This window comes from Streptomyces sp. NPDC008092 (genome assembly GCF_042957285.1).
Classification (GTDB): domain Bacteria; phylum Actinomycetota; class Actinomycetes; order Streptomycetales; family Streptomycetaceae; genus Streptomyces.
In genome coordinates, this window is record NZ_JBIBHY010000011.1 from 270406 (window position 1) to 293478 (window position 23073).

Consider the following 23073-nt stretch of genomic DNA (forward strand, 5'->3'; position numbering starts at 1 on the left):
TGGCCTGTTCGCATGTCCGGGTATTTCCCGGTGCGGCTTTCGCCGTCGTCCGGTACGTGAAATTCTGCGCTCGCACCGCGCACAGCAGGGTTACCGAAAAGTACGATGGCCGCGCGGAGCGATCCGCATGTGGACGACTCATGTGGACGACTTTGGGAGGCGGCGTGACAGCCATCGAGCAGACAGAGGCGGCACGCCCGCGGGGCACGCGCCTGCCGCGCCGTGCCCGACGGAACCAGCTGCTGGGCGCCGCCCAGGAAGTGTTCGTCGCGCAGGGCTACCACGCGGCCGCCATGGACGACATCGCCGAACGCGCCGGCGTCAGCAAGCCGGTGCTCTACCAGCACTTCCCGGGCAAGCTCGACCTCTACCTGGCCCTGCTGGACCAGCACTGCGAGGCCCTGATCCAGGCGGTGCGCGGTGCGCTCGCGTCGACGAACGACAACAAGCAGCGCGTCCGGGCGACCATGGACGCGTACTTCGCGTACGTCGAGGACGACGGCGGGGCCTTCCGCCTGGTCTTCGAGTCCGACCTGACGAACGAGCCCGCGGTGCGCGAACGCGTCGACAAGGTCACCACCGAGTGCGCCGAGGCGATCTGCGAGGTCATCGCCGAGGACACCGGTCTGCCGCGTGCCGAGTCGATGCTGCTGGCCTCCGGCCTCGGCGGCCTCGCCCAGGTGGTGGCCCGCTCCTGGCTGCACAGCGACCGTTCCGTCCCGCGCGACCAGGCGGTCCAGCTGCTGACCTCGCTGGCCTGGCGGGGCATCGCGGGATTCCCCATGCACGGCCTCGATTCCCACCACTGACACCACGACCGACAGCACCGCCGACAGCACCGCCGGAGGGAATTCCCGTTCGGTGTTCGCTCCTGGCGTGGACGTGCGCAGGGTGTACGTCCCCTCACCGGGCTAATGTGTGCTGCGTACGGCGCGGAACGTCGCGCACTTCAATGACCGTCGGAGGGACATAGCCGTGGAGGTCAAGATCGGCGTGCAGCACGCGCCCCGCGAGATCGTTCTGGAGAGCGGTCTGAACGCCGAGGAGGTCGAGCGCCTCGTCGCCGACGCGCTGGCCGGCAAGTCACAGGTGCTGTCCCTGGAGGACGAGCGCGGCCGCAAGGTCCTGGTCCCGACGGACCGCCTGGCGTACATCGAGCTCGGCGAGCCGACGGTGCGCAAGGTCGGCTTCAGCGCGGTCTGACCACAGCAGCGCGGAGGGGCCGGGCGGACCTGTGTCCGCCCGGCCCCTCGCCATGTCGCCCCTCCACATGTGGCCCACAAGTCGTCCACAGAGGAGGATTGCATTCCGCAGGTCACGGGTATGACGGGCTACGACCGTGAAGCACCGGCCGGCCGTGGGAGGGACCCCTCGTGATGCTGCTGGAAGTCCTTGGATCCGCTCTGCTCGGCCTGGCCCTGTCGTGGGCCGCGACCAGTCGGCTGTCCCACCGGCTCCCGGCCCGCCCGCTGGTGTTCTCCACGGGTGTCGCGGGCGCCCTCTTCGGGGACTTCGTCACCCACAGCGCGCTCGGCCCCGGCACGGTCCTGGTCACTCTCCTGGGCGCGGCGATCGTCTCGGCGGCGTCCCTGTCGCTGCTGCTCCGCCCGGCGGGCCGTCGGCTCCGCCGACGATCGATCCCGGCGTAACCGGACCTCTCAGCCGTCCTGAGCCGCAGCGCCCCGAAAGGGGCGCCGTGGTGTCTCCGGAGGGCGTTACGCGGCCAGCCCCAGCGCAGCCATCCGCTTCGTGTGCGCCTCGGTGATCCGGGAGAACATCCGCCCCACCTCGGCGAGGTCGAACCCGTCGGCCACTCCGCCGACCAGCATGGTCGACAGCGCGTCCCGGTCGGCGACCACCCGCTGGGACTGGGACAGCGCCTCCCCCATCAACCGCCGCGCCCACAGGGCCAGTCGGCCGCCCACCCGCGGGTCGGCGTCGATGGCCGCACGCACCCGCTCCACCGCGAACCCGGCGTGCCCGGTGTCGTCGAGGACGGCCAGCACCAGTTCGCGGGTGTCGGCGTCGAGGCGGGCCGCGACCTCCCGGTAGAAGTCACTGGCGATCGAGTCGCCGACGTAGGCCTTGACCAGGCCCTCCAGCCAGTCGGACGGCGCCGTCTGCCGGTGGAAGCCGTCGAGGGCCGCGACGAACGGCTCCATCGCCTGCGTGGCGTCCTCGCCGATCTCCGTCAGCCGGTTGCGCAGCCGCTCGAAGTGGTGGAACTCGGCCGACGCCATCTTCGCCAGCTCGGCCTTGTCCACCAGCGAGGGGGCCAGCTTGGCGTCCTCCGCGAGCCGCTCGAACGCCGCGAGCTCGCCGTACGCGAGGGCGCCGAGCAGGTCCACGACCGCGGCACGGTAGTGCGGGTCGGCAGCCGCCTGCGCCCAGTCCTGGGCGGCGACACCGGTCGGTTCGGCGGAGGCGGTCTCAGGCTTGTCAGAGCTCGTCATGAAGCGCACAATAGCCCGCCCGCCGCGCCGAGGGAGCCCTGGGGAAGCACCGGGGAAGTCCCGGCAGGCCACCCGAAGTCTCCGCGAAGCCCCTGGTCAACCACTGTGACTACCACGACGTGACCAAATCGGCCATCACATGTGCACGATTCCGGGGTATGGTGGTAATGCGCCTGCTGGTACGCCGTCGAATTCCGACGTGCCTCGACAGGCCGCACGTATGAGGATGCCCGGTCGGTGGCCCGATCGGCTCCGACCCGACAGCCCTCCCGGCTCGTACGGCACTGTGCGTACGACGACCGGAGGGACACACCCTCAGCGGTACGAGCGCTAGAGCGTCGGCAGAGGTCCCGTGCACTACGGCGTGCCCCCCACGGCCCGCACGTAAGGCAGCCGACGTCCCCGGCACGGTCCGTCAAAGACCCCCCGCGCTCGCCTCGCGCCGCGACACACAGAAGAGGCAGCACCCTGACTACGACGTTTCGTGAACTCGGAATCCTCCCCGAGACCGCCGAGGCCCTGGAAGCCGTCGGCATCATCAACCCCTTCCCCATCCAGGAGATGACGCTCCCGGTCGCCCTGTCCGGCACCGACGTCATCGGCCAGGCCAAGACCGGCACGGGCAAGACCCTCGGCTTCGGTCTGCCGCTCCTGGAGCGCGTCACCGTCCCCGCCGACGTGGAGGCCGGCCGCGCCGCCCCCGAGGCCCTCACCGACGCCCCGCAGGCGCTCGTCGTCGTCCCCACGCGCGAGCTCTGCACCCAGGTCACCAACGACCTCCTGACGGCCGGCAAGGTCCGCAACGTACGCGTTCTCGCCATCTACGGCGGCCGTGCCTACGAGCCGCAGGTCGAGGCCCTGAAGAGGGGCGTCGACGTCGTCGTCGGCACCCCGGGCCGTCTGCTCGACCTCGCGGGCCAGAAGAAGCTCAACCTCAAGCACATCAAGTCGCTCGTCCTCGACGAGGCCGACGAGATGCTCGACCTGGGCTTCCTGCCCGACGTCGAGAAGATCATCGACATGCTGCCGGCCAAGCGCCAGACCATGCTGTTCTCGGCGACCATGCCGGGCGCGGTCATCGGCCTCGCGCGCCGGTACATGAGCCAGCCCACCCACATCCGCGCCACCGCGCCGGACGACGAGGGCGCGACCGTCGCGAACATCGCGCAGTTCGTGTACCGCGCGCACTCCATGGACAAGCCGGAGATGATCGCGCGCATACTGCAGGCCGAGGGCCGCGGGCTCGCGATGATCTTCTGCCGCACCAAGCGCACCGCCGCCGACATCGCCGAGCAGCTCCAGCGCCGCGGCTTCGCCTCCGGCGCCGTCCACGGCGACCTCGGCCAGGGCGCCCGCGAGCAGGCGCTGCGCGCGTTCCGCAACGGCAAGGTGGACGTCCTCGTCTGCACCGACGTCGCCGCGCGCGGCATCGACGTCGAGGGCGTGACGCACGTCATCAACTACCAGTCCCCCGAGGACGAGAAGACGTACCTGCACCGGGTCGGCCGTACCGGCCGCGCGGGCGCGTCGGGTACGGCGATCACGTTCGTCGACTGGGACGACATCCCGCGCTGGCAGCTCATCAACAAGGCGCTGGAGCTGAAGTTCCACGACCCGGTGGAGACGTACTCGACCTCCCCGCACTTCTTCGAGGAACTGAAGATCCCCGCGGGCACCAAGGGTGTCCTGCCGCGCTCGGAGCGCACCCGCGCCGGGCTCGACGCGGAGGAGCTGGAGGACCTGGGCGAGACCGGCGGCCGCGGTGGCCGCGGTCGCGGTGGCCGGGGCGGTCGGGGCGACGCCCGCAACGACGCCCGCAACGAGGCCCGTACCGAGGAGCGCGAGCGTCCGGCCCGCACTCCGCGCCGCCGCCGTCGCACGCGCGGCGGTACGGCGATGGACCAGGCCTCCGGTATGGCGGCGTCCTCGGCGCCGGCCGCCGAGTCCGCGTCGCCCGCCTCCGCCGACGACGCCCTGGCGGCGTCGGAGCCGGCGGCCACCCGCACCCCGCGCCGCCGTCGCCGCACCCGCAACGGTGCGTCGCAGGAGCCGGTGGCGGCCGCCGCCCCGGTGACCGTGACGCCGGAGACCGTCGTCGAGACGGTCGAGGCCGTCGTCGAGGCCGTCGTGGAACCGGCCGCGGCGGAGAAGCCGCGCCGCCGTCGCACCCGCAGGTCCGCGGAGGCCGCGCCGGTCGCGGAGGCGACGCCGGTGGTGACCGAGGCTCCGGATGCCGGAGAGGCACCGGCAGCCCCCGCCCGCCGCCGTACCCGCAAGACGGCCGAGGCTCCCGAGGCGGCCGCCCCCGCGGCAGCCGTCGAGGCGGTCGAGACCGTGGCGGAGCCGAAGCCGCGCCGCACGCGGAAGACGGCCGCGGCCGCCGAGGCCGCGGTGGACACCGCCGAGGCGGTCGAGACCAAGCCGCGTCGCCGTGTCCGCAAGGCCGCCGAGCCCGTGACGGAGGTCGCGGAGGCTGCGGCGGAGACCGTCGAGGCCCCGGTGGCCCCGGCCCGCCGCCGCACCCGCAAGGCCGTCGAGCCGGCCGAGCCCGCGGTGGCCGCGCCGCAGCCGGTGACCGCCGAGGCGGAGGCCGAGGCCGCGCCCAAGCCGCGCCGGACCCGGAAGGCGGCCGAGGCCGCCGTCGACACCGCCGAAGCCACCGAGGCCAAGCCCCGCCGCACCCGCAAGACGGCAGCCGCCGCCCCGGAGACGGCCGAGGCCGAAGCGGCGGCCAAGCCGCGCCGCACGCGGAAGACGGCAGCCGCCGCCGAAGCCGCGGTGGACACCGTCGAATCCGTCGAGTCCGTCGAGGCCAAGCCGCGGCGCACCCGCAAGGCGGCGGCGACCGTCGCCGAGCCGGAGACGGCCGAGGCGGTCACCGAGGCGAAGCCCCGCCGGACCCGGAAGACGGCGGCCGCCGCCCCGGAGACCGCCGAGGCCGAGGCCGAGCCCAAGCCGCGCCGCACCCGGAAGGCGGCCGAGGCCGCCGTCGACACCGCCGAAGCCACCGAGGCCAAGCCCCGCCGCACCCGCAAGACGGCAGCCGCCGCCACCGCGGAGATCCCGGCGCAGGCCACGGAGGAGCCGGAGGCGAAGCCGAGGCGACGCACCACCCGCAAGGCGGCCGAGTCCGTCGAGGCTGCCGGGACCGCAGGATCCGCCGAGGCGGCCGACGCGGAGGCGAAGCCGAAGGCCCGCCGGACCCGGAAGGCGACCGCCGCGGCCCCGGAGGCCTGAGCACCGCAGGACGGCCCGGACCACACCCCGTGTGGTCCGGGCCGTCGGCGTTTCCGCACCTCTCGCCCCGGCGCCGGGATTCACCCACCGGCTCCCGGCCGGTCACCCCGCTCCGGATACCCTCTCCCCCATGAGCAGGCCTCCTACCTTCGTCCCGCCCGCCGGCGCCCGCGCGTACGCACTCGCCACCGGCCGGGGTGAGTTCGCCGTCGTCGACGCGCCCGTGGCCGCCGGGGTCGAGCCCAGGGGGGTCGCGCTGCTGCTGCCCGGGTTCACCGGGAGCAAGGAGGACTTCAACCGGCTGCACGTGCCGCTGGCCCGGCGCGGGTACCGGACGGTCGCCGTGGACGGGCGCGGGCAGTTCGAGTCGGACGGGCCGGTGGACGACGAGTCGGCGTACGCCCAGGAGGAGCTCGCGCGGGACGTGCTCGCGCAGGCGGCGGTGGTCGGGGCGGGCCGGCCGGTGCATCTGCTGGGGCACTCCCTCGGCGGCCAGATCGCCCGCGCGGCCGTGCTCCTCGACCGCACGCCGTTCCGCTCGCTGACCCTGATGGCCTCGGGCCCGGCGCAGATCTCCTCCTCCCAGCAGCAGCGCGTGAAGCTGCTGCGGGACGCGCTGGCCGTGATGTCGATGGCCGAGGTGTGGGACGCCATGCAGGCCATGGAGGCACCGGAGGAGCTAGAGGAACCGGACGGGCCGGAGGAGGGTCTGGAGGACGGCGAGGATCTGCGGCGCCGCTGGCTGGGCAACAAGCCGGCCCAACTCCTCGCCACCGGCCGCCAGTTGTGCACCGAGCCGGACCGCGTCGCGGAACTCGCCGCGGTACCGCTGCCGTTCCACGTCCTGTCGGGCGCGCGGGACGACACCTGGCCGGTACCGCTGCTGGACGACATGGCGCTGCGGCTGCGGGCGCACCGGACGGTCGTCGAGGGGGCGGAGCACTCGCCCAACACCGACCGGCCGGCCGCCACCGCCGAGGCGATCGCGGACTTCTGGGACGGCGCCCGGGACCAGGTCTGAGCAGCCTCGACGGCGCCGGGGACGAACGCCGGCGCCGCACGGCAGTCCCGGCGGAGCACCCGGCACTGCGCCTGCGCCTGGTACTGCGCCCGGTACTGCGCCTGGTACTGCGCCTGGTACTGCGCCCGCGCCCGGTACTACGTCTGCACCCCTGGTACCGCGTCTGCGCCTAGTACTGCGTCTGGAGGTGCTCCCAGAAGCCGTCCCGCAGGGCGCGGCGGAGGTCGGCCTGGCCGCGCAGGGAGTACTGGAGCAGCCCCTCGGCCTCGACGAGGAGGTCCTGGTCGACGGAGCCCGGCAGGTAGGGGTGGCCGGGCAGCAGTTCGACGAGCGACTCCCGGCCCCGTGCGGACAGCCATTTCGCGGCGATCTGCGCGCCGACGAACCGGACGTCCTCACGGGTGGGTCGGGTGGCGCCGGCCTCGTAGGCGGGGGCGGCGCGTCTGGAGACGTACGGCTTGAAGAACTCAAGGTCGAGGGTGCGCTGGCTGTCGACCTCCCAGAGCAGCGGCTCGGCCTGGTTGCGGCCCTCGGGGGCCTCGATGCCCCAGAGGTGGACGCGGGCGCCGTAGCCCTGGGCGGCCTCGACGGCCGAGACCAGGTCCTCGTCGCCGCCGAGCAGGGCCGCGTCGCTGATGGCGCGGTGCCGGGCGAGTGACTCCAGGTCCGTGCGGATCAGGGAGTCGACGCCCTTCTGCTGGTTGTTGGCGTTGAGGTTGCCGAGGCGGACCTTGACGTCGGGGAGTTCGGCGATGGCCTGCTGCTCGGCGGTGTGGATGCGGCGGCGGGCGCCGTCGTACCAGTAGACGCGCAGCAGCCTGCTGTCGGCGAAGATCTGGCGCGCCTTGTCGATGAGCGCCTCGATGAGCCCTTCGGCGTCGAGGTCGAAGGCGCGGCGGTCCTCCGTCCCGGCGACGAGCCGGCCCGTGGCCGCGTAGAGGTAGCCCGCGTCCACGAAGATGGCGTGCGTCGAGGGCGTCTTGGCCACTTCGGCGAGCATGCGGGTGAGCAGCTCGTTCGTGCGGTCGACACGGGACTGGAGGGCGGCGAGGTCGTCGTTCATCGCCTCCATTGTCCCGGCGGTCACGCTGCGAACACAACCGGTCCCGGTCAGTCTCCTGCACACTCTTACCGGTCGGTAATTAGACGTTCGAAAAATTTCTTTAGCGTAGGGAATGTTTGTAACACGCAAGCCGTTGACTCCTACGGAACACGACGACGAAGGGAGAGGCCATGCGCTTCGAAATCATGCGACTCGACGAGGTCGACGGCACCACCGTGGACAGCACTGTCGTGGACGCCGCCTCCGTCAGCAGGATCGTCCAGCAGGCCGCCGCCGTGGGGCAGCGCCTGTGGATCCGACCGGCCGAGACCCAGGCTTCGTAACAGGACGGCACAGGGCGCCACAAGACGCCCCAGGACGACGCGACAACGACAGACGAGAGCAGCCAGACCGACGACGCGCGGAGCACCGCACAGTCTTCAGAACCCCCGTACGGCACCGACGCCGTGCGGGGGTTCTGCGTTCACCGGCCCGCCGCGTGGCGCTACGCGCCCTTGATCACCTGGGTGACGCCGTTGATGATCTGCTGCACGGCGATCGCGGAGAGCATCATGCCCGCGAGCCGCGTCACCAGGACCACGCCGCCGTCCTTGATGACCCGGATGATCAGCAGCGAGTAGCGCATCACCAGCCACAGCACGCCATGGATGGCGAGGATCGCGGTCCACACGGACACCTGCATGGCCACGCTGTCGGCCTTCTGCACGGCGAGGATGACCGACACGATCGCACCGGGGCCGGCCAGCAGCGGCATGCCCAGCGGCACCAGCGCCACGTTGACGTCCTTGGTCTGCTTCGGCTCGTCGTTCTTGCCGGTGAGCAGGTCCAGGGCGATGAGCAGGAGCAGCAGCCCGCCCGCGATCATCAGGGCGGGCACGGAGACGTGCAGGTAGTCCAGGATCTGGTGCCCCAGCAGCCCGAAGACCGTGATCACACCGCCCGCCACGCACACGGCCTGGAAGGCCATCCGCCGCTGCACCTTGGCGGGCCGCCCGGCGGTGAGGGCGAGGAAGATCGGGGTGATCCCCGGGGGATCCATGATGACGAAGAGGGTCAGGAAGAGGGAGCCGAAGACGGCGAGATCGAACATGGGGGTGCTACAGGCCTTGCGGGAGGAGGGGAACGGGCGGGCGAGGACGGGCCTCAGGCTCCGCCGGTCCCCGGGACGGGAAACGCACCGGTCGCCCGGCGGGTGATCTCGCCGTACACCTCGGGATGGGTGGTGTACTCGCCCAGGGTCACCGTCTTGCGGCTGCCGTGGTAGTCGGACGACCCCGTGACCAGCAGCCCCAGCTCCCCGGCGAGCCCCCGCAGCCGTGCGCGGGTGTCCTCGTCGTGGTCCATGTGGTCGACCTCGATGCCGTCGAGACCGGCCGCGGCCATCTCGGCGATCGCCCGCTCGGGGACCGTACGTCCGCGCTTGGCGGCGGCAGGGTGCGCGAAGACGCAGACCCCGCCGGCGCCCTTGACCAGCCGGATCGCCTCGAAGGGGTCGGTCTCGTGCTTCTCCACGAAGGCCCGGCCGCCATCGGCCAGCCATTCCTCGGTGAAGGCGTCGCTCACGGTCGGTACGACACCGAGCTCGACGAGCGCGGAGGCGACGTGCGGCCGCCCGACCGAACCGTCCCCGGCGATCCGCAGCACCTGCTCCCAGGTGACCGGCACGCCCAGCGCGTTCAGCTTGGCGACCATGCCCTGGGCGCGCGGCACCCGGTCGTCGCGGACCAGCTCGCGCTCGGCGAGCAGGGCGGGCTCCTCGGGGTCGAAGAGGTAGGCCAGCATGTGCATGGAGACGCCGTCGACCCGGCAGGACAGCTCGGCCCCGGTGACCAGCGTGAGCCCCTCGGGCAGCGCGGCGAGGGCCTCGGCGTACCCGCGGGTGGTGTCGTGGTCGGTCAGCGCGACGACGTCGAGACCGGCAGCGGCGGCGTTGCGCACCAGCTCGGCCGGGGTGTCCGTACCGTCGGAGGCGGTGGAGTGGCAGTGCAGATCGATGCGCACGACACAGGCTCCAGCGGGACGGTACGGAAGGGACGCGTCAAGGATAGCGGCCGACAGCGGGTGCCCTGTCACACCCGAATGCCAGGGGCGCCCCGTACAGCGGACGCACAGGCAACGCGCCCCAAAGGGGCGGGGGGAACCGCGCGACCGGCCCCCACGGGCCCGCGGACGACGATCGCACCGGCTCTACGGCGCCTACGGCGCTACGGCGCTACGACTCTACGGCTCTACGGCTCTACGGCTCCAGCAACCGCGGCGACAGCGCCCCGCAGGGCACCAGGTCCAGCTCTGCCCCCGCGTCCCGCAGATCGGTCAGCACCAGCTCGTCGTACATCAGCAGCCCCGTCTGCTCGGGCCACACCACGATCCAGAGCCAGAGCCCCCGTGCCTCGCCCGCGAAGACGGCCCGGTCGTCGGGTGCCCCGGAGACATGCCACAGCGGCGTGGGCCGGCCTGCCGCCAGGACCTTCGCCTGGGGCGGCTTCTCCACGTTCATGTACGGCCCGGGGTCCGGTCCGTCGATCCCCGCGTACCGGGCGCCGAGGCCGACTCCCAGCTCCTCGGCGACCAGGATCATCTCCCCTATGCCGCCGAGCGGCGCGGGTCCGGAGCAGGCCACGGCGGTCGCGCGGCCGCCGCTGCGGTCGTCACCGGCGCACGCCACGCCCGTGAACAGCCAGCCGACCGGCAGCGGCCAGGGCATCCACACCGGAACCTGGGTGCGGTGCACCACCACACCGAGGGCCTCGACGCTGGGCGGGATCACGGGCTGTACCGGATGCACGGTCCCGTGGACATCGCACTGCCAGGTGTCGGCGAAGAGTCCGGGAGCCCTGACCCGGCCACCACACTTCGGGCAACTGGGTTCGCCCCTCATAGAGCCCCACGGTCCTACCCCGGATCCCCCACGTCAAGGACGATCACCCGTCCAGCGCACGCGGCGGCGTGGGCTGGACGGCTCCCTGCGCGCGGCCCGCCACCGGCGCCGGCGTCACCGTCTCCGCCAACTGGCCGACCACTGATGCCGCTTGGTGAGCTTCCTCACCCCCGCGTCAGTCCAGCGGGACGGATTTCCGGTGCGGGTCCCGGAGGTCGGCCCCGTTGGCGAGCCAGCGCTCCTGGAGGGCCCCGGCGCCGTGCACCCGCTTCCAGGCGGCCTCGTTCGGCGTCATCGGCAGCAGCGGCAGGAACCGTACGGGGTCGAGGGGATCGTCCAGCTCCAGATCCTCGACGAGACCGCCCGGCTCGCCGACCAGGACGGAGGTGAAGGGCGCGCCCGGCCACAGCGGGCCGCCCACGTCCAGCGATGCGCCGGGCGTGACGACCAGGCCCTCCACCTGCGGGGACGCGGCGAGCACGGCGAGCGCGCGGAGCACCTTGTCGGTCTCGGCGAGCCCGGCCCGGACCGACAGGACCAGCTCGGCGCGCGGTCCCTCGACGGGGTCCGCGACCGTCGCGGTGGGGTCGGCCATGGGGTGCGCGGACATGCCGAGCGTGGCGTAGCGGACGACGTTCTCGCCCTGGAGGTCCTCGTGGAAGCGGAGCACCTCGATGCGGTCCGTACCGAGGAAGGTGACCGCCGCGCGCGCGTCCGGTTCGCCCAGTGCGGTGGTCAACCGGGCCTCGACCAGAGGAAGAACTTCAGCCATGTCGTGAGCATAGAACTCGTCAGTACCGGGCAAAGCCGCGCCTTGACACTGAGGGCTGCTGCTACTCTGACCGCGGTGGTTCGGGGCAGCACGCAGTGCGTCGCGGTCAGACCCCGACACCGACAGGACTCCCTTACGAGGGACCGGCTGGAGGAGGTGGGGCTGTCATGGATCGAAGTCACCCGTGCAGTACCACTCGCTCTTCCGGCCTCTGATTTCTTCTCTGGCTGGCTGCCCGCCTTGTCGTGCGCGTTGTCGTTCGGAAGAGCACTTCGTTTCGCTTGCCTGATCCCTCTGACCGGTCCGTTCCGGATCTGTCTGGATCCGTTCGTCTGATCTGAATCAGTAGCGAAGTCGCCACCGCAACGGTGCGGTGCTCCCCGCTTTGTGGACGTGCCAAACATCCGAAGCCAGGACGTCCTCATTCCGGGTAGTTCCACCCGTTCCTCGGCGGACTTCCGCTGCCTGTCGCGAAGGAGCCTGCCCATGTCGATGATCCGCGACCTCCGTGCCGTGGTCCGCCCTTCCCGCCCCTCGCTGCGCAAGAGCCTGCGGCCGGACAACGGCGCCTACGACACCACCCGCGACCCCGGCACGCCCTCGGCCGTCGTCGACTGCGCCGTCTACCGGGACGGCGCCCGCGTCGAGACCGGCAAACCGCTGACCCCGCACGAGGCGATGCGGCTGGTGCGCCGCGACGGCGGGTTCGTCTGGATCGGCCTGCACGAGCCGACCGAGGCCGAATTCGCCGGTATCGCAAGCGAGTTCGGGCTCCACCCGCTGGCCGTGGAGGACGCCGTGCAGGCCCACCAGCGGCCGAAGCTGGAGCGGTACGACGACTCCCTCTTCACCGTCTTCAAGACCATCCACTACGTCGAGCACGACCAGCTCACCGCCAACAGCGAGGTGGTGGAGACCGGCGAGGTCATGTGCTTCACCGGCCGGGACTTCTTCATCACCGTCCGGCACGGCGGGCAGGGCTCGCTGCGGGCGCTGCGGCACCGGCTCCAGGACGACCCCGAGCTGCTCGTCAAGGGCCCCTCGGCCGTGCTGCACGCGATCGCCGACCACGTCGTGGACGGCTACGTCGCCGTCGCCGACGCGGTGCAGGACGACATCGACGAGGTGGAGACCGAGGTCTTCACGCCGGGCCGCAGGGGCGGTGTCTCCCGCGGTGTCGACTCGGCGCGGATCTACCAACTCAAGCGCGAGGTACTGGAGTTCAAGCGCGCGGTCTCGCCCCTGCTGCGCCCCATGCAGCTGCTGAGCGAGCGGCCGATGCGGCTCGTCGACCCCGACATCCAGAAGTACTTCCGGGACGTGGCCGACCACCTCGCCCGGGTCCAGGAGCAGGTCGTCGGCTTCGACGAACTCCTCAACTCGATCCTCCAGGCCAACCTCGCGCAGGCGTCCGTCGCACAGAACGAGGACATGCGCAAGATCACGTCCTGGGCCGCGATCATCGCCGTACCGACGATGGTGTGCGGTGTGTACGGCATGAACTTCAAGTACATGCCGGAGCTGCACTGGCGCTACGGCTACCCGGTGATCATGGCCATCACCGGGGTGATCTGCCTCGGCATCCACCGCACGCTGAAGCGCAACGGCTGGCTGTGATCGGGCCTGGATAGGCTGGTCGCCATGACAAGCGAGCTGCTCGGCCAGGCCCTCGTCGAGGAGGCCACGAAGAAGTCCGGCCTCATCTGGGTGCGGGGCGCCGGGACCGCGACGGCGCGTGCGGTGTGGCACGTGTGGGCCGACGGGGGCGTGTGCCTGGTCGGTGACGGGGCCGAGCAGCCGTTGGGTGAACTGGCCGACGGCGGGTCGGCGGAGGTGACCGTCCGCAGCAAGGACAAGGGGGGCCGACTGGTCACCTGGACCGCGGCGGTCACCGAACTGCGGGCCGGCAGCCCGGAGTGGGACGCGGCGGTGGCGGAACTGAAGGGCAAACGCCTCAACGCCCCCGACGGCGAGGCGATGACCGACCGCTGGGCGAGGGAGTGCCGGGTGCTGCGCCTGACACCGACGGGGACGACCTCGCCCCTGCCGGAAGGGAACCTGGCAGCGCCCCCGCTCTCCTCCCCCGCAACGACCCGGCGCCCGGTCCCGGCCGCCCTGCCGCGGTTGCTGTCGAGGCGCCGGAAGGCCAAGTAGCCGACGCCCGGGCCGGGTTCGCGAACCGCCGCGCCCCGTCCCACCGCCGCTGCACCGCCGCTACGACGCCGGAAGCTGCTTCCCGTAGTCGACCGTCTCACCCTTCTCCGGTTCGACCACGCTGAAGTCCTTACCCCAGTCGGAGAAGGTGAGGGTGCCGGCGCCACCGCCGCGTTCCAGGCGCAGGGGGTACGGCTTGCCCTCCAGGGAGACGTCGAGGGTGCCGCCGGAGCCGCCGTCGCCGGTGATGCGGATCGTGCGGGTACCCGACTGCTCGTGATGACCGGCCGTCGCGAGCGAGCCGTGCAGGGTCAGCAGGCCCGAGAGGAGAACGTCCTTGTCCGTGAAGCCGCTGAACTTCTTGTACGCGGGATCCGTCCGCGGCACCTTGACGTACTTGCCGTCGAGCTTGGTCGCCGCGGTCGTGTCGCTGCCGTCCGCGTGGTTCCAGAACCCCGCGTCGGCCTGCAGATACAGCGTGTCGCCGACCCGCAGGAGCTGGAACGTCGAGCCCTTCGAGGTGACCGACCCGGTCCCGCCCGCCTTGTTCAGGCGCATGTCCAGCTCGTACGTACGCCCGCTCGTGACCACGGTCCCCGCCATCCGCACCGTCGCCACCGACGACGCCGCCGTCCGCGTCCTCGACTGGATCGCGTCCGGCGCCAGCTTGCCCACGCCGTTCGTGCCCGCGTCCGGATCCCCGCCGCATCCGGTGAGGACGGCCAGGGCGCACACCGCGGTGACCAGTGCTGCGTGGCGAGTACGGCCCGGAGCGATCGCGGTCACGGACGGGGCCACCTTTCTGAGGGGTCCGGCAGGGCGTACCGCAGCGTACCGGTGCCCCACCGGCCCGCCGGAGCCGGTCCGTCCGGACCGCTCACCAGGGCGTATCCGATCGGTACGGGCTAGCCTGAAGCCCACCGAGCGGGCAGAAGGGACCGAAATCCACGCAAGCGGTACTCCGGTAGGTAAAGGAAGCAACTTCATGGCAGCCGGCGCTCCCCGCATCTTCGTCTCGCACCTCGCCGGTGTCCCCGCCTTCGATCCCACCGGCGACCAGGTGGGCCGTATCCGGGACCTCGTCGTCATGCTGCGCGTCGGCCGCCGCCCGCCCCGGCTGCTCGGCCTGGTCGTCGAACTGTCCACCCGGCGCCGCATCTTCCTGCCCATGACCCGGGTGACCGGCGTCGAGTCCGGCCAGGTCATCACCACCGGCGTGCTGAATGTCCGCCGCTTCGAGCAGCGCCCCACCGAACGCCTGGTCTTCGGCGAACTCCTCGACCGCCGCGTCCAGCTGGCCGAGACCGGTGAGGAGGTCACCGTCCTCGACCTGGCCGTGCAGCAGCTGCCGGCCCGCCGGGACTGGGAGGTGGACCGGGTCTTCGTCCGCAAGGGGAAGAAGGGGGCCTTCCGCCGGGCCAGGGGGGAGACGCTCACCGTCGAGTGGTCGCAGGTCACCGGGTTCTCCCTGGAGGAGCACGGCCAGGGCGCCGAGAGCCTGCTCGCCACCTTCGAGCAGCTGCGCCCCGCCGACCTCGCCAACGTGCTGCACCACCTCTCCGCCAAGCGCCGCGCCGAGGTGGCCGCGGCCCTCGACGACGACCGCCTGGCCGACGTCCTCGAAGAGCTTCCCGAGGACGACCAGATCGAGATCCTCGGCAAGCTGAAGGAGGAGCGGGCGGCGGACATCCTGGAGGCCATGGACCCGGACGACGCGGCCGACCTGCTCGCCGAACTCCCCGAACAGGACAAGGAACGGCTGCTGAGCCTGATGCAGCCGGCGGACGCGGCCGAGATGCGGCGCCTGATGTCGTACGAGGAGCACACGGCGGGCGGTCTGATGACCACCGAGCCGATCGTCCTGCGCCCGGACGCCACCGTCGCCGACGCCCTCGCCCGGGTCCGCAACGCCGACCTCTCCCCGGCCCTCGCCGCCCAGGTCTACGTCTGCCGGCCGCCCGACGAGACCCCGACCGGCAAGTACCTGGGCACCGTGCACTTCCAGCGGCTGCTGCGCGATCCCCCGTACACCCTCGTCAGTTCGCTGGTCGGCGACGACGACCTGCAACCCCTCGCCCCCGACGCCACGCTCCCGGTCATCGCCGGGTTCTTCGCCACGTACGACATGGTCGCGGCGCCGGTGGTGGACGAGGCGGGGTCGCTCCTCGGCGCGGTGACCGTGGACGACGTCCTCGACCACATGCTGCCGGAGGACTGGCGGGAGACCGAGTTCCACCTGGACGAGGCGGAGCAGAAGGAGCAGACGGCGGCGGCGGAGAAGAAGGGGGCGGGGAGCCATGGCGCCTGAGCGCGAGAGCACCCGTGAGCGGACGCCGTCGGGCGCCACCGCGGCCGGCCGGTCGCGCGGTCACCGCCTGGACCAGCCGCGCGCGCCGCGGCGCAGGCTGCTGCCCGAGTGGGACCCGGAGGCCTTCGGACGGCTCTCCGAGCGCATCGCCCGCTTCCTGGGCACCGGACGGTTCATCGTCTGGATGACGTTCGTGATCATCCTCTGGGTGATCTGGAACATCTCGGCGCCCGGCGGGCTCCGCTTCGACGAGTACCCGTTCATCTTCCTGACCCTGGCCCTGTCCCTGCAGGCCTCCTACGCGGCCCCGCTGATCCTGCTCGCGCAGAACAGGCAGGACGACCGCGACCGGGTCAACCTCGAACAGGACCGCAAGCAGAACGAGCGGTCCATCGCCGACACCGAGTACCTCACCCGGGAGATCGCCGCCCTGCGCATGGGCCTGGGCGAGGTGGCGACCCGGGACTGGATCCGCTCCGAGCTCCAGGACCTGCTGAAGGACATCGACGAGCGGCGGGACGGGCATCACGAACACGCCGTATTCCCGGCAGAACGGTCGCCGGGGCGTGACGTAGACGACCGCTGAGGGGCGTTATAGGGGCGATGCGCCGCGCCGTACCATCGGGGGTATGGCTAGCGAAGACGCGGTGCGCGAGGCACTGGCGACGGTGAACGACCCCGAGATCAACCGACCCATCACCGAACTGGGGATGGTCAAATCGGTGGCCATCGGGGAGGACGGCGCGGTCGCGGTCACCGTGTACCTGACGGTCTCCGGCTGCCCCATGCGGGACACGATCACCCAGCGCGTCACCGACGCGGTCTCCCGGGTCGAGGGCGTCACCCGGGTCGACGTCACCCTGGACGTGATGAGCGACGAGCAGCGCAAGGAGCTGGCCAGCGCCCTGCGCGGCGGCCAGACCGAGCGGGAGGTCCCCTTCGCCAAGCCCGGCAGCCTCACCCGCGTCTACGCGGTCGCCTCCGGCAAGGGCGGCGTCGGCAAGTCGTCGGTGACGGTCAACCTCGCCGCCGCGATGGCCGCCGACGGCCTCAAGGTGGGTGTGGTCGACGCGGACATCTACGGCCACTCCGTGCCGCGCATGCTCGGCGCGGACGGCCGCCCGACCCAGGTCGAGAACATGATCATGCCGCCGTCGGCCAACGGCGTGAAGGTCATCTCCATCGGCATGTTCATCTCGGGCAACGCCCCGGTCGTCTGGCGCGGCCCGATGCTGCACCGCGCTCTCCAGCAGTTCCTCGCGGACGTCTACTGGGGCGACCTGGACGTCCTCCTCCTCGACCTCCCGCCCGGCACCGGCGACATCGCCATCTCGGTCGCCCAGCTGGTCCCGAACGCCGAGATCCTGGTCGTGACGACGCCTCAGCAGGCGGCGGCGGAGGTCGCGGAGCGCGCCGGTTCCATCGCGGTCCAGACCCACCAGAAGATCGTCGGCGTCGTCGAGAACATGTCCGGCCTGCCCTGCCCGCACTGCGGCGAGATGGTCGACGTCTTCGGCACCGGCGGCGGTCAGACCGTCGCCGCCGGCCTGACCCGTACGACGGGTGCGACGGTTCCGGTCCTGGGCTCGATCCCGATCGACGTCCGCCTCCGGGAAGGCGGCGACGAGGGCAAGCCGGTGGTCCTGACGGACCCGGACAGCCCGGCCGGCGCGGCCCTGCTCGGCATCGCCGGCAAGCTCGGCGGCAGGCAGCGAGGCCTCTCGGGCATGTCCCTGGGCATCACGCCGCGCAACAAGTTCTAGAGCCGCTACGACGAAGGGGGCGCTGTCCGTGACGGACGGCGCCCCCTTCGCGCTACTCCGACGCCCGTCCCGGGCAGAGGTCGAGCGGGGTGCACAGTTGGATCACCTGATAACGGCCGCCTTCAGCCGCCTCGGTATGCGGCAGGAACCGCCACTGCGACGCCTTGATGTGCCGACTCCCGTCCGCCTTCTCCACATGGGCGTGGAGGGTGCGGGTTCGGGGGTCGTTGGTCTCCACCAGCACCTCGTCGGCAGCGATCGGGAAATGATCGTGCAGCAGACACAGACCGAACCGGTTCAGGTTGCCGTGCTTGGCCAGTACCGCGGCCAGATCCCGCACGAACTCGGCGTCCTGAGGGCCTAGCGCCTCGGCCTCCTCGAAACCGGGAAGCGAAATTCTCGGTGCGGAAACGTTTATGTCAGCCATAACCCCTCCGTCGAATAGCTGACGGTGATCGGATTCCATTATCAGTCACTGACTGCTTTCCTGCAATTCGGGAGACTGGGACGAAGGGGTGGGGTTATCCCTGCTCCGCAGTGCGCCTGGGTGTGACGCGTGGAACGCGTGTCTAAATTCTCCAGCAGGAGGTGCTGGAACTTGCCGGAGATCAGGTGGTGGCGACTGGTGTCGCTGATGGTGTTGGCGGTGGTGTGGTGGGGGTGCCCCCCTGCGGAGGCACAGGAAGGCAGCCCCGACCTCTGCTTGACGGATCAACTTCGGGCGAGCGAGGTGACCGCAGACATCCGGTTCTCACAGCACCACCAGACTTACATCAAGATGTATTCCGCCATGACGGTCAAGGTGCCCATGAAATGGGACCTTGCCAAGAATCTCACATTCAGCGAGAGTTCCGGGGATTACCGAAGGGCAATACACTGCCTGCTGCTCGGAAAAAAGGGCGTGGCGAGTGACAGAGAATGGCGGTCCAGCAACCCAAGAGTGACCGCAAAGGACGGCCTGGTCACCGTACAGTACGACGCATACACCTGGATTGACAGATACGGCATCTTCCAGCTCGGCCCTTGGCGGATTACGGCTCTGAAAAAACACCATTGGGAGGTCGCGCTTCAACCGCCGAGCCTCGACGGGTTCGCCTGGAAGCATATCGGAGTGCAACTGGACGGACTAGACTTCGACAATCACTCCACACGGGATGTGAAATATTCGGACGCGAACGGACTGGAGTGGGACCATGAAATGCCCAAAGACGTCAAGGTCGATTTCGATATTCCCCTCCAGCATTCCGTGACACTGGTTTTCACTGAGTCGTTCCTGAGTAAAGCGGGTGTCGCCACGTGGTGGGTGTCCGCTTCCTGCGTGATGGCGCTGGCCGCACTTCGCGGCCGGCAGTCGTACCCTTCCGCCGCCCAAGGCTCATCAGGCCAGAGTTCGCGGACACCCGGGTTGCGGTCCGGCGTCATCCGAATCGACAGTCCTGTGGGGACGATGCTCCAATGGGCCGTGCTCAGCACAGCCGTTGTCGTTACGTTGATTCTGGTCATTCCCGAGAATTCCATCCCCCACAAGTGGCGCAACCTCATCTGCATGGGCGCAGGTCTGGCTCTGCTCTTCGTCGCCCGCCCCTGGAAGCGCGGCGGGTCACCCGTCGCGGCAGACACAGAGGCGGAGGGGGCCGCTGATCCGGATGATGTCCAGCGCCGCCAGATCCACGCCGTAGCCGTGGCCGCGGGCGTGGCCGTGGCCGTCGGTCTGCTGGTGCTCCTGGGCCATGCGCTCTTCGGCTTGCCGGCGAACCTGGTGCCGAAAGCACCACCGACCGCTCTGGGCCTATTGGGGCTCACATTGCTGGGACTGGCGACCGTGTGGTTGTGGCTCGCCGCGATGACCGCCTGGGCCTGGCGCTTTGCACGCGAGGGAGGTCTGGCACGTACCTGGGCCGCCGCATGGGATCGCGCGCCGGGCCGCTGCACCGCAACGCTCGGAATCCTGCTGACGGGGGTCGCGTTGGCCCTGCTCGGGTGCGCCTTGTGGTCAAGTTATCGGCAGTGGACGCGCGCCAGTTGGCTCACTGGCGGTGGCTCGTTCGCCAAGGCTCCGTACGTCAACCAACTCATGGCGGATTTCTCCTTCGCCGACCTGCTTTGGGTCTTCTCGCACAGCTGGATCCTGACCGTGGTCGCTTTGGTGGCGCTTTTGTATCTTCGCGTCAGGACACAGCAGGAGCAGGCTCGGAGCAATCAGGAGCAGGCCTCTTTGTGGCCGGGAACTCCCGACCTCCTGCTGATCGCGGCCGTATTCGCCTTCCTCGTGGGCGTGCCAGGGGGAAACTTCGCAGGTGCCAGCGCCTTGTACGGCAGCGCCTGGATCCCGCTGAACATCGGCTCGCTGTACTTGGTTCTCGCTATGGGCCGACGATACTCGGTATTGGGCCAGTTGCGAGCCTGCTTCCACGGAAGGCAACTGAACAGCAAGAAGCGCCGACCCGAACTGCTGTCGAAGGCGCAGCGCTATCGGAGCCTGAACCACCAGCTGCACCTGTTGGACCAGGGCCATGGGGGCAGCGCTACACGTCAGCAGCTGGAGGACGAGCTGCATGGACTGCATCGATGGCTGGTCGACGCGTGCGGCGGGGAGAGTCCGCCCGAGTACATTTCCGTACTGGACGTCGCGCTCGCCTGGGGTCCACAGGGACACTGGTGGTCGAATGCCGTGCATGCCGCACGCCTGGCGTTCTGTTTCGGAATCCCGGCCAGTGCGGCCCTTGTGTTTCTCGATCTACAGGACGACCGGAATGTTATGCAATACACCTACCAGGCCACCGGGATTCCGGAATTCGTCGCGAGCTTCTTTCTCTATCAGCTGGCCTGGACCGGCGCCGGATTCGCCCTCGGGGCGTTGTGGCGCCTGTTGCCCGGCCATCGCAGTCCGGTACGCGCCTGGAGCCTGACATTGGCATCCGCGATGCCAATCTGCCTCGCACTGCTGATCATCAGGATCACCGATGCACCCTTCGGCCACGTACTTCTCTATCTCCTGCTCATGCTCATCACGCTCGCACTCACCGGCATTTGGCTGGACACGGCGACCTTCAAGCACGAGCAGGACTTGTGGAGCAGTCGAGTCGCCCTGCTTCTGTCGATCTACCAGGTGCGGGGCTTCTCGACACACGTCACCTGGATCGTGGCCCAAGTAGTGGCAGCCGTGGGGCTCTGGCATACGTTGGCCCGCGGCTGAGGCAGCATGCGCCTGGGCCCGGGCGCGCGACTCGCGCCAGGGCCCGCTCCCCCTAGGCGTACGCGGCAACATCCTTGATCATCGCGAACCCCAGTCCGTACGCGGACATCCCCCGCCCGTACGCCCCGAGGTGCACCCCCTCCGCCGTGGACCCGGCGAGCACCCACCCGAACTCCGACTCCCGGTAGTGGAACGGCGTCGCCACCCCGTCCACCGGCAGCGACAGCGTCGACCACTCCGGCCCGGCCAGCTCGTCGGCCAGCTCCCACGCCGTCTCGGTCTGCTGCTCCAGCCAGTCGTCCCGCAGGCTGTGGTCCATCTGGCCCGGCCACGTGAAGGACAGCAGCCCGACCCCGGCCAGCCACGCGGCGGACGACACCGACGTCGCCTCCAGCAGCCCCGTCCCGTCGGCGCTCCGCCGCGACGGATTCGCCGCCACGGTCACGACGACCGCGAACTTCTCCCGCGGCTCACCGACGGCCGCGGCGAGATGCTCGTTGCGCACCGACGGCTCGTCGCCGTGCCCGATCGACCCGTGCTCCACCGCACCGTCGGCCGCCGTACCCACCTGCATCAGCCAGCGCGGCCCCGTGAACGCCTCGTCGAGGCCGTACCAGGGGAAGGGCGCCTCCAGGTAGCCGTCGACCGTGCGGCGGGCGGAGGGGGCCTGCTGCTCGCCCTCCACGACCGGCGCCTGTCCGTCCACCCGACTTGTCGTCTCCATCTGCCCGGACGCCTCCTAGCTCTCGTCGGTCCGGGGCGGCCCGCCCCCCTTCGGGCGCACTCGTCCGGTCCGCACAACAACTCGGCAGCATATCGACACCGCTGGGACCAGCCGCGAAACCGCCCGGTGCGTGGGTCGCACGGGCGGCTGGTTCGGGCCGTAAGAGACGTATGAGCGGCGCACACGCGGTATGAAACGCGTCACGTGCGCCGCTCATGCGCGGGTCGGTGGATCCGGGCTCAGGTGGCGTCCGCGTCGTACGGCGGACGGTCGTCCTTGCCCGGGTCCTCCGGCTTCTTGGTCATGTCGATCCGGCCGCTCCCCGAAGAACCGCTCCCGGAGGACGACGGCGAGGCGTCGGTCTCGCGGCCGTGCACCGCGTCCGTGACCTCGGCCATCTCCTTCTTCAGGTCGAAGCCGTTGCGGATCTCCTTCAGCCCCAGCTCGTCGCTGTCCAGGTGCTTGCGGATGAAGGTCTTCGGGTTGAGGTCCTCCAGCTCGAAGTCCTTGAACTCCGGGCCGAGTTCCTGCCGGATGTCTTCCTTGGCGCTCTCCGAGAACTCCCGGATCTTGCGGATGGTCCGCATGACGTCCTGGATGACCTTCGGGAGCTTGTCCGGACCGAAGACGAGCACGGCGAGCACGACGATCGTCGCCAGCTCTAGTGGTCCTATGTCATTGAACACCTGAAGCTCCTTGCGATGTCCTCGGTCCTCGGCCCTCCGGTCGCTGTTGCGGCTGTTCCGTGGTCCGGGCCGGGTCCACGGTACCCGGCGCACCTGTCCGACCGGTACCGCCCCGAGGTGTCCGACTGCGTGTGTACGACCGGTTTTCCGGGTTGTTTGCCTAGTCGGGGCACGAGCGAGGCCCTGCCTGTGACGTTTCTGTCAGTTCCTGTCCGAAGAGTCGGAGCCGGCAGGGGGGCCGTCGAACGGCAGCGGAGTGAGGTCCTGCACGCCGTGCACCTGGACGACGGCGAGGTCGTAGCCGGTGTCCCGGCCGACGACGGTCGCCCGGGCGGTGGCTCCGCTGCAGAACGTCACGGTGATCCGGCCGCCCGCGGCGGCCGCGGGGGCGACGACGTGGTTGTTGGTGAGGATGTGCCCACGGGTGTCGAGGACGAAGCCGGTGCCGGTGGCCTGCTCGCCGGTGCCGGTGCCGGTGACGCGCAGGGTGACGACGCTGGGCAGTGCCCGCGCGGCGATCCCGGCGGCGCTGCCGGGCGGCCGCCCGGGCGGCGGGGGACCCGGCTGGAACGGACCGGACCGGGGCAGCTGTACGGCCTCCGGACCGCCGGTGTGCTCCAGCCAGCCGCCGATGAGCGCGCCGGCCGCGGCGCAGAGCAGGGAGAGCGCCAGCGCCCCCGCGGCGAACGTCCGCCGGCTCCGCGACCGCCGCCGCTGGACCGCGGCCGCATCGCCCTGCGGGAGGGACGGAACGCTGCCGGTGGTGTCGCCGGAAGCCGCCGGCGCCGTCGGTATCCCCTCGTCCATGGTCTCCTCGC

General features: G+C 70.7%; 23 protein-coding genes. 12 read left to right on the plus strand and 11 right to left on the minus strand.

Translation table 11 applies throughout. From position 1 onward, the window contains the following. Positions 1-164 precede the first annotated feature (164 nt). The 3 genes from ACFZB3_RS33230 (at position 165) to ACFZB3_RS33240 (ending at position 1649) form a co-directional block, all read left to right on the plus strand. On the plus strand, positions 165-809 hold the full coding sequence (locus ACFZB3_RS33230; protein WP_391381961.1) for a TetR family transcriptional regulator: 645 nt from the start codon (positions 165-167) through the stop codon (positions 807-809). 166 nt (positions 810-975) lie between these two features. After that, the gene (locus ACFZB3_RS33235) at positions 976-1203 is read left to right on the plus strand and encodes a DUF3107 domain-containing protein (protein WP_046730492.1); all 228 of its coding nucleotides are present in this window, start codon (positions 976-978) and stop codon (positions 1201-1203) included. A gap of 173 nt (positions 1204-1376) precedes the next feature. Further along, positions 1377-1649 (plus strand): hypothetical protein, encoded by a 273-nt coding sequence (locus ACFZB3_RS33240; RefSeq protein ID WP_391381963.1) that lies wholly within the window; start codon positions 1377-1379, stop codon positions 1647-1649. 66 nt (positions 1650-1715) lie between these two features. Here the strand turns inward: ACFZB3_RS33240 and ACFZB3_RS33245 are convergent, their stop codons facing one another. Then, complete coding sequence (locus ACFZB3_RS33245) at positions 1716-2462, minus strand: ferritin-like fold-containing protein (RefSeq protein WP_391381966.1); 747 nt, start codon at positions 2460-2462, stop codon at positions 1716-1718. Positions 2463-3014: 552 nt separating this feature from the next. On the opposite strand from ACFZB3_RS33245, the gene ACFZB3_RS33250 reads away from it, so the two are divergent. Together ACFZB3_RS33250 and ACFZB3_RS33255 are read left to right on the plus strand one after the other, a co-directional pair. Further along, a complete protein-coding gene (locus ACFZB3_RS33250; RefSeq protein WP_391381968.1) occupies positions 3015-5690 on the plus strand; it encodes a DEAD/DEAH box helicase in 2676 nt (891 codons plus the stop codon). A gap of 130 nt (positions 5691-5820) precedes the next feature. Continuing rightward, positions 5821-6711 (plus strand): alpha/beta fold hydrolase, encoded by an 891-nt coding sequence (locus ACFZB3_RS33255; protein ID WP_391381970.1) that lies wholly within the window; start codon positions 5821-5823, stop codon positions 6709-6711. 169 nt (positions 6712-6880) lie between these two features. Here the strand turns inward: ACFZB3_RS33255 and ACFZB3_RS33260 are convergent, their stop codons facing one another. Beyond that, on the minus strand, positions 6881-7774 hold the full coding sequence (locus tag ACFZB3_RS33260) for an NYN domain-containing protein (protein ID WP_391382173.1): 894 nt from the start codon (positions 7772-7774) through the stop codon (positions 6881-6883). A 170-nt stretch (positions 7775-7944) separates the two neighbouring features. Here ACFZB3_RS33260 and ACFZB3_RS33265 point away from each other — a divergent pair, with 170 nt between their 5' ends. Next, complete coding sequence (locus ACFZB3_RS33265; RefSeq protein ID WP_089098921.1) at positions 7945-8097, plus strand: hypothetical protein; 153 nt, start codon at positions 7945-7947, stop codon at positions 8095-8097. 161 nt (positions 8098-8258) lie between these two features. On the opposite strand, the gene ACFZB3_RS33270 is transcribed toward ACFZB3_RS33265, so the two are convergent. The 4 genes from ACFZB3_RS33270 to ACFZB3_RS33285 all read right to left on the minus strand — a co-directional run bounded on the left by ACFZB3_RS33270 (position 8259) and on the right by ACFZB3_RS33285 (position 11424). Continuing rightward, positions 8259-8864 (minus strand): MarC family protein, encoded by a 606-nt coding sequence (locus ACFZB3_RS33270; RefSeq protein WP_391381973.1) that lies wholly within the window; start codon positions 8862-8864, stop codon positions 8259-8261. Positions 8865-8917: 53 nt separating this feature from the next. Then, on the minus strand, positions 8918-9775 hold the full coding sequence (locus ACFZB3_RS33275; protein ID WP_391381975.1) for a PHP domain-containing protein: 858 nt from the start codon (positions 9773-9775) through the stop codon (positions 8918-8920). 235 nt (positions 9776-10010) lie between these two features. Next, positions 10011-10652, minus strand: coding sequence for a DUF6758 family protein (locus ACFZB3_RS33280; RefSeq protein ID WP_391381977.1), 642 nt, complete (start codon positions 10650-10652; stop codon positions 10011-10013). A 175-nt stretch (positions 10653-10827) separates the two neighbouring features. Further along, the gene (locus ACFZB3_RS33285) at positions 10828-11424 is read right to left on the minus strand and encodes a suppressor of fused domain protein (protein ID WP_391381980.1); all 597 of its coding nucleotides are present in this window, start codon (positions 11422-11424) and stop codon (positions 10828-10830) included. Positions 11425-11910: 486 nt separating this feature from the next. Between ACFZB3_RS33285 and ACFZB3_RS33290 the strand changes: the two genes are divergently transcribed. After that, positions 11911-13041 (plus strand): CorA family divalent cation transporter, encoded by a 1131-nt coding sequence (locus ACFZB3_RS33290; RefSeq protein ID WP_391381982.1) that lies wholly within the window; start codon positions 11911-11913, stop codon positions 13039-13041. A gap of 24 nt (positions 13042-13065) precedes the next feature. Next, positions 13066-13578, plus strand: a complete 513-nt coding sequence (locus ACFZB3_RS33295) for a hypothetical protein (protein WP_391381984.1) — start codon at positions 13066-13068, stop codon at positions 13576-13578. 60 nt (positions 13579-13638) lie between these two features. Here the strand turns inward: ACFZB3_RS33295 and ACFZB3_RS33300 are convergent, their stop codons facing one another. After that, positions 13639-14364 (minus strand): hypothetical protein, encoded by a 726-nt coding sequence (locus ACFZB3_RS33300; RefSeq protein WP_391381986.1) that lies wholly within the window; start codon positions 14362-14364, stop codon positions 13639-13641. 199 nt (positions 14365-14563) lie between these two features. Here ACFZB3_RS33300 and ACFZB3_RS33305 point away from each other — a divergent pair, with 199 nt between their 5' ends. The 3 genes from ACFZB3_RS33305 to ACFZB3_RS33315 are packed head-to-tail and all read left to right on the plus strand — an operon-like array spanning position 14564 to position 17649. Beyond that, positions 14564-15886 (plus strand): magnesium transporter MgtE N-terminal domain-containing protein, encoded by a 1323-nt coding sequence (locus ACFZB3_RS33305; RefSeq protein WP_391381988.1) that lies wholly within the window; start codon positions 14564-14566, stop codon positions 15884-15886. Beyond that, positions 15876-16472, plus strand: coding sequence for a DUF1003 domain-containing protein (locus tag ACFZB3_RS33310; RefSeq protein ID WP_391381990.1), 597 nt, complete (start codon positions 15876-15878; stop codon positions 16470-16472). Before ACFZB3_RS33305 ends, ACFZB3_RS33310 begins: the two co-directional genes overlap by 11 nt. A 43-nt stretch (positions 16473-16515) precedes the next feature. Further along, positions 16516-17649: a P-loop NTPase gene (locus ACFZB3_RS33315; protein WP_391381992.1), complete on the plus strand. Its 1134-nt coding sequence runs from the start codon at positions 16516-16518 to the stop codon at positions 17647-17649. A gap of 52 nt (positions 17650-17701) precedes the next feature. Here the strand turns inward: ACFZB3_RS33315 and ACFZB3_RS33320 are convergent, their stop codons facing one another. Next, positions 17702-18076 (minus strand): hypothetical protein, encoded by a 375-nt coding sequence (locus ACFZB3_RS33320; protein WP_391381994.1) that lies wholly within the window; start codon positions 18074-18076, stop codon positions 17702-17704. A 207-nt stretch (positions 18077-18283) separates the two neighbouring features. On the opposite strand from ACFZB3_RS33320, the gene ACFZB3_RS33325 reads away from it, so the two are divergent. Then, complete coding sequence (locus ACFZB3_RS33325) at positions 18284-20845, plus strand: DUF6185 family protein (RefSeq protein ID WP_391382175.1); 2562 nt, start codon at positions 18284-18286, stop codon at positions 20843-20845. A 52-nt stretch (positions 20846-20897) separates the two neighbouring features. On the opposite strand, the gene ACFZB3_RS33330 is transcribed toward ACFZB3_RS33325, so the two are convergent. From ACFZB3_RS33330 to ACFZB3_RS33340, 3 genes are all read right to left on the minus strand, one after another. Next, positions 20898-21569, minus strand: a complete 672-nt coding sequence (locus ACFZB3_RS33330; RefSeq protein ID WP_391381996.1) for a hypothetical protein — start codon at positions 21567-21569, stop codon at positions 20898-20900. A 239-nt stretch (positions 21570-21808) separates the two neighbouring features. Continuing rightward, complete coding sequence (locus ACFZB3_RS33335; protein WP_391381998.1) at positions 21809-22255, minus strand: sec-independent translocase; 447 nt, start codon at positions 22253-22255, stop codon at positions 21809-21811. Positions 22256-22456: 201 nt separating this feature from the next. Next, positions 22457-23062 carry a trypsin-like peptidase domain-containing protein gene (locus ACFZB3_RS33340; protein ID WP_391382000.1) on the minus strand — a complete coding sequence of 202 codons (606 nt, stop codon included), beginning with the start codon at positions 23060-23062 and terminating at the stop codon, positions 22457-22459. Positions 23063-23073 lie beyond the last annotated feature (11 nt).

Coding starts and splice junctions, on each gene's coding strand:
- ACFZB3_RS33305 (WP_391381988.1), top strand. CDS start 14,564: ATGGCAGCCGGCGCTCCCCGCATCTTCGTCTCGCACCTCGCCGGTGTC.
- ACFZB3_RS33280 (WP_391381977.1), bottom strand. CDS start 10,652: ATGAGGGGCGAACCCAGTTGCCCGAAGTGTGGTGGCCGGGTCAGGGCT.
- ACFZB3_RS33290 (WP_391381982.1), top strand. CDS start 11,911: ATGTCGATGATCCGCGACCTCCGTGCCGTGGTCCGCCCTTCCCGCCCC.
- ACFZB3_RS33240 (WP_391381963.1), top strand. CDS start 1,377: ATGCTGCTGGAAGTCCTTGGATCCGCTCTGCTCGGCCTGGCCCTGTCG.
- ACFZB3_RS33330 (WP_391381996.1), bottom strand. CDS start 21,569: ATGGAGACGACAAGTCGGGTGGACGGACAGGCGCCGGTCGTGGAGGGC.
- ACFZB3_RS33295 (WP_391381984.1), top strand. CDS start 13,066: ATGACAAGCGAGCTGCTCGGCCAGGCCCTCGTCGAGGAGGCCACGAAG.
- ACFZB3_RS33285 (WP_391381980.1), bottom strand. CDS start 11,424: ATGGCTGAAGTTCTTCCTCTGGTCGAGGCCCGGTTGACCACCGCACTG.
- ACFZB3_RS33255 (WP_391381970.1), top strand. CDS start 5,821: ATGAGCAGGCCTCCTACCTTCGTCCCGCCCGCCGGCGCCCGCGCGTAC.
- ACFZB3_RS33310 (WP_391381990.1), top strand. CDS start 15,876: ATGGCGCCTGAGCGCGAGAGCACCCGTGAGCGGACGCCGTCGGGCGCC.
- ACFZB3_RS33250 (WP_391381968.1), top strand. CDS start 3,015: ATGACGCTCCCGGTCGCCCTGTCCGGCACCGACGTCATCGGCCAGGCC.
- ACFZB3_RS33340 (WP_391382000.1), bottom strand. CDS start 23,062: ATGGACGAGGGGATACCGACGGCGCCGGCGGCTTCCGGCGACACCACC.
- ACFZB3_RS33260 (WP_391382173.1), bottom strand. CDS start 7,774: ATGAACGACGACCTCGCCGCCCTCCAGTCCCGTGTCGACCGCACGAAC.
- ACFZB3_RS33265 (WP_089098921.1), top strand. CDS start 7,945: ATGCGCTTCGAAATCATGCGACTCGACGAGGTCGACGGCACCACCGTG.
- ACFZB3_RS33270 (WP_391381973.1), bottom strand. CDS start 8,864: ATGTTCGATCTCGCCGTCTTCGGCTCCCTCTTCCTGACCCTCTTCGTC.
- ACFZB3_RS33325 (WP_391382175.1), top strand. CDS start 18,284: ATGGTGTTGGCGGTGGTGTGGTGGGGGTGCCCCCCTGCGGAGGCACAG.
- ACFZB3_RS33320 (WP_391381994.1), bottom strand. CDS start 18,076: ATGGCTGACATAAACGTTTCCGCACCGAGAATTTCGCTTCCCGGTTTC.
- ACFZB3_RS33315 (WP_391381992.1), top strand. CDS start 16,516: ATGGCTAGCGAAGACGCGGTGCGCGAGGCACTGGCGACGGTGAACGAC.